Below are 15,649 nucleotides of genomic sequence, written 5' to 3' on the forward strand. Positions count from 1 at the left end.
ATTTACTGGCACCTTGGCTACGTGTTAATCCAAGGAAGGTTCGGCTTAAATTCCGTTCTAGGTTTAGGAATCGCCTGCTGCCTCAAGTAAGTATTTGTTGAGACGCTGCCTGAAGTTTTCGCTTTTCGTGTTGAGCCTCCCGATTTGCCAGTCCCTCTCGCTGCTTTCTTGTCGGTCGAGCTATCACGGGCAGCCTCTTCTTCTACTTGTTCACCTTCCTGACCCATCTGAGCAGTCTGACCCGTCCATTGATGGATTTGTGCTTGTTCAGGAAGCCTTGGAGATTCGTAGGGCATCGGATAAGGCATATTGTGGGCAGGAAGTGTTCCATACTGCGGCATGCCTCCATAATAATCCGCTGGCATAGGGTAGCAGGTATTTGCCATCATGATTGGAGGGCATGGGGCTGCTAAAGGCGACTGAAAATAGGGATTATTCAAAGCTGGCGCCTGATTGTACGGATTCGGACTTGCATTCCAGGGCTCCATGCCTCCAGGCATATCCTTTTCTCCACTGCATCCACACCCACACCCGCCGCTTCCACTTTGCTGACCAGCTAGTTGAGCCTGAGGAAATGGAGAAGCAGGCATTGGCTGAGCATAGGGCATAGGAGCTGGATGCATGTGCATGTGATGAGGCATACACCAAGGAGCATTCATTTGCGGCATGAACGATGGCTGACAGTTATTTTGAGGCATCATATGGGTTGGCATCATAGGGCTGGGCATCATGTAGCCCGGCATCATCTGATCGGGCATGATATGACCGGACATCGCCTGGCTGGGCATCATGTGGCCGGGCATCATTTGACTAGGCATCATTTGCCCGGGCATCATCTGGCCGCCCATACAGTTATCCATCATAGCAGGCATCATCGGCGGCTGCATAGCAGTTGTCGCGAAAGTATCTTCTGGTTGCGACGGAAAAGCAAATACTTCAGTAGCTTTCAGTTGAAACTGTTCGAAGGGATGCTTGGTTGCCTGGTAAGGCTCATTCAAGTCCCCAAAAGATGGGGCTTGCATTTCAGCAGGTTTTGATCCGCTCCATATATCCGGCATAGCTGTTTTTTGTTGATCGGTAATATCACCTGTAGCAGTTTCCATCTGCGGTAAGTTCTGAAAAAGATTTTGATTGATGAAGGGGGATTCCTCGCCCTGAGTAATTTGACCCAAGGAAATTTCGGGTGCTTCGACACCATCCTGCGGCATAAACAGGTTTAATATGTCTGGCGTCGGTGCAGTCATAGAAGTGGGCGTTGGTTCTTCCACTTGAGCTGATGGTGCCGGTGCTGGTATTATCGTTGGTAAAGGTGTTGGCACTGACGTTGATGTAGGCGCTGGAGTGGGTGCTGGTGCAGATGGTGCTGCTGGTGCTCCCATATGGGTATGGTCATGCACATGCTCTACCTTTGGAATGTACACAATATCTCCCGTCATTAGCACATTCGGATTTTTCAGCTGTGGATTGGCCTTTATCATTAGTGCCAAAGGTACATCCCACGCTTTTCCCAGCTTCCAGAGCGTATCTCCCTGCTTAACGATATGCTTGAAGGCATGATGGGAGGATGGTGGCTCCAGAGGTTGAGGATGCGTCGGGATCTTGACTTTCATCCCAACATCGATCTTGTTAGGATCCTCAATTTGTGGATTCAAAGCGATGATGGCATCCAGCTCGACGTTATATTTTTGCGCTAACTCGAACAAGGTATCACCTTTTTTCACCATATGAATTTTCACTTGTTAAACCTCCTTAGATTTTCCGCAGGAAGTCAACCTTCACTGCGCTGTAGATTTCCTGCTGAGTTTTTCAGATCCGAAAGCCCAGTCACCATGACATTACAGCTTATGCGTGAATTGGGCTTTTGACATCCATTCGCACAAAAAAATCCCATCTGTGCTTTTTAAGCACAAATGGGATTTGTCCGAAGTTCGTTGCAGGCCAGCTGTTGATTACTTGTAAACCTGTTCTCCGTCAACAGATACAATACTGCGAAACTCCTTTAATAAATGGGTCGTAATCGGACCTGCTTTTCCTTCTCCGATCGTACGGGCGTCGACTTCCCTTACAGCTATTACCTCAGCTGCTGTCCCTGTAAAGAACACCTCATCAGCAACATAAACATCATGTAGTGTAAAAGGTTCTTCCTTCACCTTGTAGCCAACACGCTCGCAGATTTCTATGATTGCAGCGCGGGTAATACCTTCCAGAGCTCCACAGTAGCAAGGTGGTGTGTACACCACACCTCTTTTGATAATAAAAATATTGTCAGAAGAACCTTCCGCTACATAGCCTTGGGAATTAAGCATGATGGCTTCGCCAACACCCGCTAAATTCGCTTGAATTTTGACCAAAATATTGTTCAAATAATTCAGCGATTTGATTTTCGGGTTGAGTGCATCAGGCACATTGCGCCGGGTCGAGACGGAAACAGTCTTCAGACCATTCACATATGCTTCCTCAGAGTAAATCGCCAGCTGCTCAACGATAATGAGTACGCTGGCTACAGGAGAGCGCCGGGGATCAAGTCCCAGGTCACCCGGTCCGCGCGAAACGACCAGCCGAATGTAACCATCTTGAAGCTCATTACGCCTTACAGTTTCAATCAAGGCCGCCTGCATTTCTGCGTAAGAAAGCGGAATTTCCAGCATAATGGATTTGGCAGAGTCATACAACCGGTCCAAATGCTCTTTACATTTAAAAATGTTGCCGCTGTAAATGCGGATGCCCTCAAAAATTCCATCCCCATATAGAAAACCATGATCAAATACGGATACTTTCGCATCTTCCTTGCTTACGTATTTACCATCTAAATAAATCACTTGTGCCATGATAGTGCGTACACCTCCAGGGTTTAGTTTTCATAGGAATAGCTCGGATAACAACCAAGAATTCGGACCTGACAGCCAATCGCTTCAATTTCTTGAACTGCTGCAGACAAAAGCACCGAATCCAAAGAGCCTTCGATATCGATATAAAAATAATAGTTGCCCAGTTTTATCTTTGTTGGTCTGGATTCAATTTTGCTCAGGTTGATTTTCCTCCAGGCGAATGCCGAGAGTACCTGATGCAAAGCACCCGGATAGTCCTCCGGAAGCGTAATAAGTATAGTTGTTTTCGTTGACAAGGACGCTTGCAGCTCGGGAACACCCTTACCTACAAGCAGGAATCTTGTCATATTATCCTTGTGATCCTGAATTTCCTTAGATAGTATGGGAATATCATACAGCATCGCTGCTGCAGCGGTACCAATTGCCGCAATCGAAGGGTCCTTGTATACGGATGCTAATCTAATTCCTTCTGCCGTACTGCTTACCAACTCAAACTCGGCGCCGCTCAAATATTGCTTCATAAACTTGTTGCACTGCGCCGGAACGACATGATGAGAAAGAATTTTACGGATATGTGCAAAAGGATTCTCTGCATCCCCAGACCCGCCCTCTGGTAAATACCCGATTAAATTCATATCAATAGGGTACACCCATTCAGCCCGAATTGGCAAATCCACTTCATGAACTAGATAGTCCATATGAAGGCTTACGGAGCCTTCCAATGTATTTTCAATCGGAATCACACCAAAGTCAGCCTCTCCTGTCGAGGTGGAGGAAAAAACATCGGAAATAAGCTTGTAAGGCACATACTCGAACCATTGTCTGCCCAAAAAGTGATCAGTTGAAGCTTCCGAAAAGGTACCTGGTCCTAATAATGCAATTTTCTTCATGCCTTCACCTCCCCTTTAAACAAATCTTGCAGCTCAGGGGAGCTTTCTGTCAGGTTAGTCACCGAAACGCCTTCAAGGGATGGCTTTAACCAAAGCAGCTCAATCTCAATGCTTTCCTTCATAAAGGTTTGCTTCAGGAAGTTTTCGAGCTCCGCCTTATTCTCATTACGTGAATCGAACAAAGCAAGCATCGTAGGTCCGGCACCGCTAAGCGCCGCACCGAGAGCACCATGATCAGTTGCCCGCTCCAAAATTTCCAGCATTCCTGGAATTAGAGCAGCGCGATATTGCTGATGAAGCCGGTCCTTCATTGCATGTTTGATCATGCCCAAATTGCCAGTGCTAAGAGCAGCCACCAGCAGAGAGGAGTGACTCAGGTTATAGACAGCATCCTGCAGTGTGATTTGCTGTGGCAGGACATTACGCGCCTTCTCCGTGGAAAGCTGGAAGGATGGTATGGCTACCAACACCTCCAGATGAACATCCGGCTCCAGACGAATATATTCGGCACGACTCCCATCCCAAAAAGCCACTACTATGCCACCGAAGAGACTTGCGCCTACGTTATCAGGGTGCTTCTCCAGCTTGGTAGCAATTTGAAACAACTCATCCTGGGAGAGCTTCCCCCCGATTAAAGCATTTGCTCCGGCTAAGGCACCAATAATCGCAGAAGCGCTGCTGCCAAGTCCCCGTGTCAACGGAATTTCACTATACATAGTTATACGCAGCTCTGGGTGGGAAACTCCTGCATAATCGAACACCATCTGCGCTACCTGATAAATCAGATTCGACTTATCTACAGGGATCCCCTTCAACTGCTCGCCCACCCAATGAAAGCTCGTCTCCTCGGCAATCTCCATATCGATCCAGGCATGTAGATTCAAGGCCATACCAAGCGCGTCAAAGCCTGGACCCAGGTTAGCCGTGCTGGCTGGCACTTTTACCCGTACTTTATGCTTTATCATCGATTTGCCCTCCCAGTTTGCCAACCGCTACCCTGACCGCTTGCTCGGAGTCCTGCAAAAGATAAGATTTGTAAGTTTGCAGCAAGCCTAAATATCTCATTTCCAAATTGAGCCTCTTTCCCATAAATTAACCTTCGACGCGATAAACGCTTTTGATAGCATGAATAACATCCATAGATTCGAATTGCTTAAGCACCTTTTTGATGCTTGCCTGAATGGCGTCATGTGTAATGATAATGATTTCCGCCTTCGGGTTGTTCGCATTGGGATGCTGCAGCACCGATTCCAAGCTAACCTCATGTTGAGCGAAGATTTGTGTAATTTGGGCAAGCACACCTGCTTTATCCTCAACATGCAGCAAAATGAAATTTTTGGAAGTAATCTGCTCATCGGTTTTAAGCTTCTTTTCTTTATAAGGAGCCAGCGCAGTACGGCCATTTACGCCGAGCTTGAGGTTCCTCACAACGGCTACCAAATCAGCAACGATAGAAGTAGCTGTGGGCAGTCCACCAGCGCCTGGACCATAAAACATCGTCTCGCCAACAGCCTCTCCGTAGATGTAAACCGCGTTGAATACACCGTTCACTGAGGATAATGGATGCGAGTTCTTCACCATGGTGGGCTGAACACTAACAGCTATATGACCGTCATGATTCTCAGCGATCCCGAGCAGCTTCACTTCATATCCAAGCTTTTTACCGTACAATATATCTTCCTTGCTCACTTCGGAGATTCCCTTGGCATTTACATCACCCAGCGATACGTTGGCATGGAAACCCAGTGTAGATAAAATCGTCATTTTGCGAGCAGCATCAAGCCCCTCTACATCAGAAGTCGGATCTGCTTCCGCATATCCCAGATCCTGGGCTTCCTTCAGCACTTCGGCATAGGCTGCCCCTTCTTGACTCATTTTGCTAAGGATATAATTGGTAGTTCCATTTACAATCCCCATTATCTTGGTTATACGATCCGAAGAGAAGCCCTCCACTAAAGCACGTATAATCGGAATTCCGCCAGCGACACTCGCTTCGTAGAATACATCACAGCCATTTTCCGCAGCTTTAAGCAGAATTTCCGGACCGTGAATCGCCATCAGATCCTTATTAGCAGTTACAATATGCTTGCCCTGATTCAAAGCGGATAACAAATATTCCTTCGTTTCCTCAACTCCGCCCATCACTTCCACAATAACGTCAATTTCAGGATTATTGATAATATCCCAAGGGCTTTCAGTCAGCTTGTCGGAATCGACAGCAACGTCTCTGCTCTTGCTCTTATTTTGCACCAAAATTTGCGCTACTTCAATCGGTGAACCAATTTGCCGCTGCAAATCCTCCTGATGCCCTTCGATGATACGAACTACCCCTGTTCCTACAGTTCCCAAGCCTAATAATCCTACCTTGATTGGTTTCATTGCTTACACCCTCCCGAGAATGCTCTCTCTTGTTATGATTTATCCGCCTTGTCCGATGATCGAAGCCCGTTTGACCCCCTGCTGAACATGCAGTTGGTCCATTAAATCACGAATGCCTCCCGACATCGTCGAGGTTTCCACAGATATAACTACGTTCGCCATACCCTGTAAAGGAATCGTTTGATGAATGGTAAGTACATTGCCTTCTGAATTAGCAATCATTGCCAGTACCTTTGACAAAATACCGGAACGATGCTCGAGGTCCATAGAAATCGTGACGATGCGATCACGCTCCAGCTTGCTTAAAGGATGAATCCCATCCTTATACTTGTAAAAAGCGCTGCGGCTAAGTCCTACTTGCTCTACCGCGTCATGGATCGTTTTCACTGCACCACGCGCCAGGAGCTCCTTAGCCTGTACCGTCTTAAGCACCCCTTCGGGAAGAATGTCCTCGCGGATCAAATAATAGCGATCCTGTTCGCTTTCTCGTATCGGATGGAAAAATTCTTTGCTTTCAGGCACTATGTCTTCGTCCTCTCTGGAAAGACTAATGTTTTCCTATAGTGGACATTATACCGAAATGCAGGGAATCAAGCAATAGGCAATTTACATTGCAGAAAGGCGGATTTTTATGGTAAGCTTTTACCAATTAAACTTAGGAGAACTTGCCATTGATAACTTTACGTATGATGTCAACCGCTCTGCTTATGAACAGCCGGGATGAGCTCTTGATGATGAAGAGATCTCTCACACGCACCCTTTCTCCCGGTCTATGGGCTGCTGTAGGAGGACATCTTGAGCCTCATGAGCTTAACAACCCGCGCGCCGCTTGCCTGCGTGAGATTGATGAGGAAACGGGTATTACGAATACCGAAATCACAGGACTTCATATGCAATATGTGCTCATAAGATTGAACAAAAATGAAGTACGCCAACAGTTCTTCTACATTGGGAGAACCGATAAAAACCCTACCAGAGAAACGGATGAGGGCGAACTTCACTGGATAGCCAGAGATGAAATTCTCAATCGGCCTCTGCCGTACATTTTCCGCTGTCTGCTGGAGCATTACTTCCAGTTTGGCGATACCCCTTATCCCTGGATCGGAAGTTCGGGTCTCCAGGCTGAAAGCGGGGAGCCTATCATCCATTGGAATCCACTGCTTGATCCTGAACAAATATAAAAGGGATACGCCTTTTGGCGTCCTTTGAGGTGCGTGTTCGTTTTGTTAGGGAGGGAATGGCTGTGGGCTCCAGCCGCTGTTAAAGATTTGTTCCCTGAATGGAGTCGATGAGAAGGTAGGAACAAATCTTTAAAGGCGGACGCTACCGCTCTTCCGCCCACAGCCATTCCCTCTTCTCAGCTACAATCACACGAACACCAAGCTCAAACGGACAGCCAGCAAGGGTTTTGTCTTGGCTGGAGGAGATTTCCCCGCGAGCGCAGTCGCTGGAGATGAAGAGCCCGCGCAGCTGAGGAGGACCTGATGCTTTTAAAGATGTTATTCATCGTTAACGCATCAGGTCCTCTCCACATCCTTACTTTAACGATGATTTTCATCGTTAAAGTCTCTTTTTACCACCCATAGAGGCCATCCGTCTTCTTTTAACGATGAAAATCATCATTAACGTGACGGTTTGACCTGGAACACTTGTTTTAACGATGAAAAACATCGTTAAGTGTGGAGCATACGCTCAATTCGGCTGAGGGCGGGCTGCTACTAGGTAGATTACTACTAACGTTCATCCACCCCACATCCCTTCCCTCTCTGAACTATAAAAAAAGTGCACGGCTGCCAAGGCAGCTGTGCACTTTTTTTGATATAACATATTAGTCCGGGAATTTTTTACTTATTTAATTGCAGTCCCGCCTATAACGAAACGATATTCCCAATGCTTGTTATCGATCGAATCGATTCGAACGCCACCACTTGCGATAGAGTAGGTATGCAGCATTTGGCCATTCCCTAAATATATACCTACGTGGCTGATTCTTTGCTTGCTTTTGTTGATGCCTGCATAATCGGATGCTTTAAGTCCCTTGTAATCCATAAAAAAGAGCAAATCGCCGACCTTAAGGTTCTTCCAATTAGTAGTCGTTTTTCCGATTGCTTTGACATAATCGGCTTGTGTCCGGGAATTGGATGGCAGGGTCACGTTAATGCCGTCTTTAAAAGCTTGGCGGACAAAATCTGAGCAATCAAACGTTTTTGTATTCAAGCGGCTGGAGCCGAATTCGTATGGAGTACCCATATATTTCTTTCCAGCTGCGATCACTTTTTGAGCCTTAGCTGAAGCTGTCAAATTATTGCCACTTGAACCGTTATTGCTGTTGTTGTTGTCACTAACAGTACTTATGTATTTGGAGCTCGTACTTACATAACCGGTCTTACCGTTTTTATCCTTTATTTTGTACCAATAATCGTTCACCTTTTCAATAACAGTGACTTTCTCACCCTTTTGCAGAAACCGCATGCTGGTAGAATTGACGCTTGGCTTATCGCGGAAGTTGACAGCGGACACGACCTGAGCTGATGTAATCGTCGAAGCCGCGAAAGATTGCTGTGGTAAAGTTGCGGCCCCTAAAGATATTGCCGGCACCAAAAACAAAGCTAACCATTTACTCTTCATTGCATTTTTTCCTCCTAGGATAACTATAAAATAGTAGGTTTGAAATAGTAGTCTTGAATCAGAGACTAGGACTTTACCTCAAAAGCTACTATTTCATGGTAACATATCCATTGGAAGAACTTTAGTAGTAATTTATTCCAATCCAGATTATCTCCTTGATATTTCCAATCGGTTTATTGGCCCAACATGTATGAAACAAGGGATTAGGCTGATGGTTACAGGCTTCCTGTGGATAACAAACAAATTCAAAATAAGTCGCCCTTCTGCTTTGAAGGGCGACTTATTTACAGATGTCGTATGCTATTCTTTCTCCACAAATTCAAACTCAAGCTCGCCGATGCGAATAGTTTGACCGTCCACAGCTCCTAAGCTGCGCAGCTCATGGTCAATCCCAATATTGCGCAGAATACGAGCGAACCGCTGAATACCATCTGGTGTGCTGAAATTGGTTCTCCTAATCAACTTCTCGATGGATGGGCTATCCACAACAAACGTATCGTTCTCACGGCGAATCGTAAAGTTCTGCTCATCCTTTTTCTCAAAGCGGTAAACCTTACGTTCTTCCACCTCGGAAACTTCTTCCACTTCAGGCGTATCAGGAATAGCATCCACGAGATCAGCAATTTTGTAGAGCAGTTCCTTTATGCCTCCCCTGGTTAAAGCAGATATCGGATAAATGGTTAAATCCCGTTCATCTGCAGCAAGCTTCTCGCGAAATTGCTGCAGATTCTCAGCGGAATCCGGCATGTCCATTTTATTGGCAACGACAATCTGCGGCCGCTGCTCCAGCTTAGCATTATACAATTTGATTTCCTCGTTAATTTTGAGGAAATCCTCGTAGGGATCCCGTCCATCCGATGCTGACATGTCCACTACATGAACAATAAGCCGAGTTCGCTCTACGTGCCGCAGGAATTCATGTCCCAGACCCACACCCTCATGAGCGCCTTCAATTAATCCTGGAAGGTCTGCCATTACAAAGCTGCGCCCTTCGCTTACATCCACCACTCCAAGATTTGGGGTTAATGTCGTAAAGTGGTAGGCCGCAATTTTAGGCGTTGCAGCGGAAACTACAGACAGCAGTGTCGATTTGCCGACACTTGGGAATCCGACCAAGCCTACGTCAGCCATCACCTTCAGCTCCAGCACAACCCAGCGCTCTACTCCATCCTCACCGTTCTCTGCTATTTCAGGAGCTGTGTTTTTGGCCGTTGCAAAGCGTGTATTCCCCCGTCCACCACGTCCGCCGCGGGCAACGACAACTTCCTGCTCGTGGCGCACAAGATCGGCAATAATTTCCTGTGTGTCATCATCGAGAATCAAGGTTCCTGGTGGAACGCGGACGATCATATCATCGGCGTTTGCCCCATGCATGCTCTTGTTACGACCCTTCTCTCCGCGGTCTGCCTTGAAATGACGCTGGTAGCGAAAGTCCATCAAAGTTCTAAGCCCTTCATCAACGCGGAAAATTACATCCCCGCCCTTGCCGCCGTCTCCGCCAGCAGGACCTCCCTCCGGAACGTATTTCTCACGCCGGAAAGCAACAATGCCATCCCCGCCGTCTCCACCTTTAACATAAATTTTCGCTTTATCAACAAACATGCTTACACCTCATTATGTACGATACGGCAGCCGCAGAGCGATCACCGCTTCTTTCTCTTGAAAATCGTGCATATTCACAGTAAATTCACCGGAATCACGAAAAAATCTGTCACGAACAGCAAGCTCCAGCTCTTCCTGACAGTAGGTTCCCTGATAAACAAAATCCAACAGCAAATGATCTTTACCCACATCGAATTCCAGACTAAGAATTCCCGCTTCATCTGGTTCCTCTGCAGCGTGCTCATTAAATAGCTCCACCGTATCACGCACGAGACGGAATATCAGGTCAGCCTGCACAGGCAGCTCCTGCAAGAAAATTTCATGCTCGAGTGCTATTTCAAGCCTGATAGCTTTAGCGTACACTCGAAAAGTCAGAATATAAGCAACAAGTGAGGGAATGCCCAGCTTAGTTAGAAAGCTTTCCTGCTGCATACTCACTCTTATTTTCTCCATATAGGGTGACAAATTATCATATTTTTTTAATTGAATGTAACCAAAAAGCACTTGAATGTCATTCATCCAGTCATGCCTCAGGCGATTGACGATTTGTAGAATATGGTTATCATTATTGCGTTCCAGCTTGAGTTTTTCCTGCCGTGCCTCTTCCACATACCTGCTTATTTCAATTCTTACAAACACATAGCCGCTTACCATCGTAATGATCGCAAAGCCCGCTCTTACAGGCCAAGCAGCGGATAATACTGTGATGGATAGCCCAATTAGAAGTAAACCGATTAAATAAATCCGCACCCATTTCGTTCGCTTCATTTCCATATTCGCTCCGTTTCAGCAACATACACGCCATATTTCAGTATAGCATGTCAGCTGGAAAAGATCACCATTTAATTACTTACTCATAAGAATGCCTTTAAACAAATTTACGATATATGAAGTTATAAAAAAATGATGAAAAAAATCCCGGCGAGCTTATCGTTCGCCGGGAAGGTTTGATCTTATACTTCAACAGTAGCGGCAACAGGAGCTGCTGCAACCGGGTACACGCTCACTTTCTTACGATCGCGACCCCAACGTTCGAACTTCACTACGCCTTCAACTAAAGCGAACAGTGTATCGTCCGAGCCAATACCAACATTGTTGCCCGGGTGAATCTTAGTTCCACGCTGGCGCACCAATATGCTGCCAGCTGTAACGCCTTGACCGTCAGCACGCTTTACGCCGAGACGTTTGGCCATACTGTCGCGACCGTTTCTTGTGGAACCCACTCCCTTTTTGGAAGCGAATAACTGAAGATCTAATTTCAACATGGTGTCATCCTCCTTTACTGTAAATTGTTTCAAGCGTTATATAGTCACTGTACGATTCATGTATGGTTTGCAGCATGATTACCATCGATTCTAACAGCAATTGAACCTGGCTTGCCTTCGTAGGATCGGAAACTGGCCATTCCTGAAATGTAACATCCAGAAGTCCCTTCTCCATCTCCGTAATCGGCAGCAGACCTGTCAATGTTTCTATCGAATTGACTGTACCGACGGTAATCGCCGATACTGCGGCGCAGACTAAATCTTTGCCGGGCACATCATACTCTGCGTGTCCTTCCACAATAAAAGCCTTGACACTATGGTCAACAGGCGATACTCGCTCTAAGGTTACGTAAATCATAGCGACGCCTCTTAAGCTTGAATTTTCTCAACAACAACCTTCGTATACGGTTGACGATGACCTTGCTTTTTACGGTAGTTCTTCTTAGGCTTGTACTTGTAAACGATGATTTTTGCGTCTTTACCGTGTTTTTCTACCTTTGCGGAAACCGAAGCTCCAGCAATCAAAGGGGAACCAAACACCAAACCATTATCATTGGATACAGCAAGCACGCTGTCGAACGAAACGACGTCACCTTCAGCAGCATTCAATTTTTCGATGTAAAGCACATCGCCTTCTTGAACCTTGTACTGTTTTCCACCTGTTTCAATAATTGCGTACATGTTACTAACACCTCCTCATGTCTCAGACTCGCCTAGTCCAGGTGACGCATGCTTATCAAGCATATCGTACTTAAACCCGATTCGAGCGGTTACAGCATGCTTAGACCAACACACTTCGAACATTATAGCATAGAAACAAATCATGTTGCAATTAAATCTTCAACTTTATTTCTAATTCATGCAATCATTTGCGCTTGCGGGTCATTTCCAGCAGTCCCAGCTTCGTCCAGCCGACCACTATTGTTCTGGAACGGTCCTTACGGACAGTTTGAGTAACAATGTCAAGAACGGTGCTGCGGTTCTGTTCAACATTCATATCTATAAAATCGACGATAATAATACCACGCACATTACGAAGCCTAAGTATTCTGGGAATTTCCTTCGCTGCTTCACAGTTAATTTCGAAAACAGTTTGCTCCAGATCTATGGATCCCGTGTATTTCCCTGTATTTACATCAATTACAGTCAGTGCTTCCGTATGGTCGATAATCAAATATCCTCCGCTTGGCAGCCATATTTTACGCTTTATACTGCGGCTTAGCTCCTCTGAAATACCGAATTGTTCAAATATCGGCACCCGCCGATCGTAGAAGGAGATTCTCCCGTTCCACCCTGGATTTCTTTTGTGAAGCAAGCTGCGCATCTCTTCGTAAATGCTTGGGGCATCAATCCAAATCTCTTCAATCCCCCCAGTTATAACATCCCTTACAAGCCGTGGCAGCAAATCAAGATCGCAGTAAAGCGTAGCTGGAGCTTCAGAGGTATTCCATTTACTTTCTATCAATTGCCATTGTTCGCGCAAGTCCTGAAGATCCTGCCAAATGACTTCCTCCGTCTGGCCAGCAGCTCCCGTTCTGGCAATAACGCCCTCACCCGGCAGAAGAAAGCCCTCCATAATCTGTTTTAACCGCTGCCGCTCGGAATCATCTTCAATTTTTCGGGAAATGGCAATATAATCGGCCCCTGGCATATACACAATCCATCTTCCAGGAATCGAATAATGTGTCGTTACTCTTGCGCCCTTTGTTCGTTCAGCTTCCTTCGATACTTGAACCATAACCATTTGTCCCGCGGCAACCAGCTCCGTAATAGGGGGTTTAATCTTGGGCTGCTTGTCCACATGAACAGGAAGCAGATCATCGATATAAAGAAATGCATTCTTTTCAAGTCCGATATCCACAAATGCAGCCTGCATACCCGGGAGTACATTGACTATTCTACCCGCATACATACTTCCTGCTTTCTGCTTATCAATTGGATATTGCGAATCCATCTCAACAAGTCGGTTATCCTCCAGCAAGGCCGCTTGGACAAGCTCCGGCGTGCAATGTACGATCAGCTGTTTCATGCTATCACCTCAAGGCTATTTTACATGAAAAGCTCGGAAACTGCACACCCCGGCTTTTTTTCCTCCAAATAACCTGTTATCAGGCGCTGCTCAGGAAGTACCCGCTGAATGCTCCCTTTGTCATTTACAATATAAATCAAATGGTATTTTTCCCGCATTAACAATTTCAAAATATCGGATATCTTGCGCTGCTTGTTCACTACTATAGGCTGTGCAAGCGCTCCTCTCAATAGCAGGCGGCTTACTTTATCCCCCCGATTCATTAAGAATCGCAGGAAGTGATAGGGTAGCTGCTTATAAGAGTACCAATTTGAAATTAGCAAAAACAAGCCTATTACGAATAAATTTAGAGATAGCTGGCCTGTCAATAATTGAAATAACGTAAAGCCAATAAGTACAGCGCCAAAAAATAAACTAGTCCAAGTAGTAAGCCACAGAGCGCGATGGTACGGCAATATATAGCCAAGCAAACACTGCAGCACCCGTCCTCCATCAAGCGGCAGCACCGGAAGCAAATTGAATAAACCAATCATCAGATTCGCTTCTATGAAATAATCCCACCATTCATGATTTGAGCCCTGCAAAGTTTTCATTATGATTGCAAAAATAATCATCCACGCATGCTGCAAGGGACCAGCAAGCGTCACGATCAGTTCCTCATGCGTGGGAACCGCAGCAAGCTCGTCTACGACAGCAACGCCGCCAAAAGGCAGCAACTGCACCTCCCTTACACGCCATCCGAAGCCTTTGGCAGCAACTACATGGCCCATCTCATGAATGCTTACTATGCAGATCAGGGTGAGCGCCTCCAGTAAAAATCCGCTGAATATCGAGGCAATTATCATTAAGGTCAATAACGGATGAAAGCGATAATGAGTACCCCGCCATTTAATCAAAAGAAATCACATCCGTCGGGTTAATAAAATGGCCGTCCTTGGATACTGCAAACCACAAGCTGCCCGTTGAATCTTCGCCTGGCAGTACCTTGCCGATCGGTTCTCCGCCTTTGATCCAATCGTTGACCTCCACGCGCTTTTCACCAAGCCCGCCATACAAAGACTGGATACCTCCAGGATGACGAATAATTACAGTAAGTCCTGTATCCTCTTTGATTCCTGAAAAAATGACCTGTCCGGTATCCAAAGCATAGACAGGATCTTCCGGGCGAGTTTGCAGCCTCAATCCGGCATGCTCAGCATCGAACAATGAGCTGATCTTGCCTTGTGCGGGAATAAAATATGTCCGATTCTCCGTACTTACTTTTATCGAAGCATTATCCCCCCGATCACGAAAGCTGGGAATAAAAGACGGAGATCCATCCAAATACTTCTCATACCATGTTGAGACGGCATTGAAATCCATGGACTGGGTCAATGCGGCAACCACCAATTGACGCCCTCGATCTGCCCAAGGCTGCTGAATATGAAACATACCCCATATTAAAGCAAATATCACGGCGCTTATGAACAGCTTGGTCCAGATGGACATAAGAGAAGGCGGTGAAAGCCACGAGCTGCCACCATTATCGGCAGGCCTGCCGTTTAACGTGCGATCATATTTATATTTTTGGCGCCATGCAAATTCCGGGTCCTCCATCTTGCGAGCCCATCTCGGATCTTCCAGCAGCCGTCTCTGCTGCCATGGAGCTTCTACATGATTGTCAGGCAGTGCTTCATTGTGCTCGCGCACCCACTCCGTCCCCAGTTGTTTCTTATCTTTGAGATCCATGAAAGACCCTCCTCAGAGTTGTGCTCTAGCAAGACAAGCCTAGCTAACAAGATGTACGCTTGCTCCCGCAAGTCAGCCATTGCTTAGACAGCTTGTTTACTCTCATAGTATGAGCGCTCAAAGATGATTAGTACCGAAAACCGCCTGGCGGCGTCCTTTGAGGAGCGTGTTCGTAACGTGGGTGCGTTGCGGAGGGAATGGCTGCGGGCTCCAGCCGCTGTTAAAGATTTGTTCCCTTAAGTGGTATCGATGAAGAGGTAGGAACAAATCTTTAAAGGCGGACGCTACCGCTCTTCCTCC

Annotated in this window: 16 protein-coding genes and 1 other annotated feature; of the genes, 1 reads left to right on the forward strand and 15 read right to left on the reverse strand. The window is 46.4% G+C overall.

Annotated elements, in window-relative coordinates:
• Positions 1–17: 17 nt before the first annotated feature.
• The 6 genes from J2Z66_RS40570 to thrR form a co-directional block, all read right to left on the reverse strand.
• Positions 18–1,736 carry a LysM peptidoglycan-binding domain-containing protein gene (locus J2Z66_RS40570; protein ID WP_209979514.1) on the reverse strand — a complete coding sequence of 573 codons (1,719 nt, stop codon included), beginning with the start codon at positions 1,734–1,736 and terminating at the stop codon, positions 18–20.
• Between the two features lie 213 nt (positions 1,737–1,949).
• On the reverse strand, positions 1,950–2,828 hold the full coding sequence (gene ilvE, locus J2Z66_RS40575; protein WP_245376214.1) for a branched-chain-amino-acid transaminase: 879 nt from the start codon (positions 2,826–2,828) through the stop codon (positions 1,950–1,952).
• A gap of 23 nt (positions 2,829–2,851) precedes the next feature.
• Positions 2,852–3,718, reverse strand: coding sequence for a prephenate dehydratase (gene pheA / locus J2Z66_RS40580; RefSeq protein ID WP_209979516.1), 867 nt, complete (start codon positions 3,716–3,718; stop codon positions 2,852–2,854).
• On the reverse strand, positions 3,715–4,683 hold the full coding sequence (gene thrB / locus J2Z66_RS40585; RefSeq protein WP_209979518.1) for a homoserine kinase: 969 nt from the start codon (positions 4,681–4,683) through the stop codon (positions 3,715–3,717). The genes pheA and thrB overlap by 4 nt, the downstream gene beginning before the upstream one ends.
• Before the next feature lie 127 nt (positions 4,684–4,810).
• Positions 4,811–6,097, reverse strand: a complete 1,287-nt coding sequence (locus J2Z66_RS40590) for a homoserine dehydrogenase (protein WP_209979520.1) — start codon at positions 6,095–6,097, stop codon at positions 4,811–4,813.
• Positions 6,098–6,136: 39 nt separating this feature from the next.
• Positions 6,137–6,619, reverse strand: coding sequence for a transcriptional regulator ThrR (gene thrR / locus J2Z66_RS40595; protein ID WP_312895034.1), 483 nt, complete (start codon positions 6,617–6,619; stop codon positions 6,137–6,139).
• A gap of 149 nt (positions 6,620–6,768) precedes the next feature.
• Between thrR and J2Z66_RS40600 the strand changes: the two genes are divergently transcribed.
• Positions 6,769–7,278, forward strand: a complete 510-nt coding sequence (locus tag J2Z66_RS40600) for an NUDIX domain-containing protein (protein ID WP_209979522.1) — start codon at positions 6,769–6,771, stop codon at positions 7,276–7,278.
• Between the two features lie 667 nt (positions 7,279–7,945).
• On the opposite strand, the gene J2Z66_RS40605 is transcribed toward J2Z66_RS40600, so the two are convergent.
• From J2Z66_RS40605 to J2Z66_RS40645, 9 genes are all read right to left on the reverse strand, one after another.
• Positions 7,946–8,725, reverse strand: coding sequence for a C40 family peptidase (locus J2Z66_RS40605; RefSeq protein WP_209979524.1), 780 nt, complete (start codon positions 8,723–8,725; stop codon positions 7,946–7,948).
• Positions 8,726–9,025: 300 nt separating this feature from the next.
• Positions 9,026–10,327: a GTPase ObgE gene (obgE, locus tag J2Z66_RS40610; RefSeq protein WP_209979526.1), complete on the reverse strand. Its 1,302-nt coding sequence runs from the start codon at positions 10,325–10,327 to the stop codon at positions 9,026–9,028.
• 12 nt (positions 10,328–10,339) lie between these two features.
• Positions 10,340–11,095, reverse strand: a complete 756-nt coding sequence (locus tag J2Z66_RS40615; RefSeq protein WP_209979528.1) for a Spo0B domain-containing protein — start codon at positions 11,093–11,095, stop codon at positions 10,340–10,342.
• A gap of 185 nt (positions 11,096–11,280) precedes the next feature.
• Positions 11,281–11,592, reverse strand: a complete 312-nt coding sequence (rpmA, locus tag J2Z66_RS40620) for a 50S ribosomal protein L27 (RefSeq protein WP_209979530.1) — start codon at positions 11,590–11,592, stop codon at positions 11,281–11,283.
• Between the two features lie 4 nt (positions 11,593–11,596).
• Positions 11,597–11,950: a ribosomal-processing cysteine protease Prp gene (locus J2Z66_RS40625; RefSeq protein WP_209979532.1), complete on the reverse strand. Its 354-nt coding sequence runs from the start codon at positions 11,948–11,950 to the stop codon at positions 11,597–11,599.
• Between the two features lie 11 nt (positions 11,951–11,961).
• Positions 11,962–12,273 (reverse strand): 50S ribosomal protein L21, encoded by a 312-nt coding sequence (gene rplU / locus J2Z66_RS40630; RefSeq protein WP_209979534.1) that lies wholly within the window; start codon positions 12,271–12,273, stop codon positions 11,962–11,964.
• Between the two features lie 14 nt (positions 12,274–12,287).
• Positions 12,288–12,374: a sequence feature (ribosomal protein L21 leader region), on the reverse strand.
• 83 nt (positions 12,375–12,457) lie between these two features.
• A complete protein-coding gene (locus J2Z66_RS40635; protein WP_209979536.1) occupies positions 12,458–13,621 on the reverse strand; it encodes an Rne/Rng family ribonuclease in 1,164 nt (387 codons plus the stop codon).
• Between the two features lie 20 nt (positions 13,622–13,641).
• The gene (locus tag J2Z66_RS40640) at positions 13,642–14,517 is read right to left on the reverse strand and encodes a M50 family metallopeptidase (RefSeq protein WP_209979538.1); all 876 of its coding nucleotides are present in this window, start codon (positions 14,515–14,517) and stop codon (positions 13,642–13,644) included.
• Positions 14,510–15,349, reverse strand: a complete 840-nt coding sequence (locus J2Z66_RS40645) for a M23 family metallopeptidase (RefSeq protein ID WP_209979540.1) — start codon at positions 15,347–15,349, stop codon at positions 14,510–14,512. Before J2Z66_RS40645 ends, J2Z66_RS40640 begins: the two co-directional genes overlap by 8 nt.
• Between the last annotated feature and the right edge of the window lie 300 nt (positions 15,350–15,649).

This window comes from Paenibacillus eucommiae (assembly GCF_017874215.1).
Taxonomy (GTDB): Bacteria; Bacillota; Bacilli; order Paenibacillales; family NBRC-103111; genus Paenibacillus_AI; species Paenibacillus_AI eucommiae.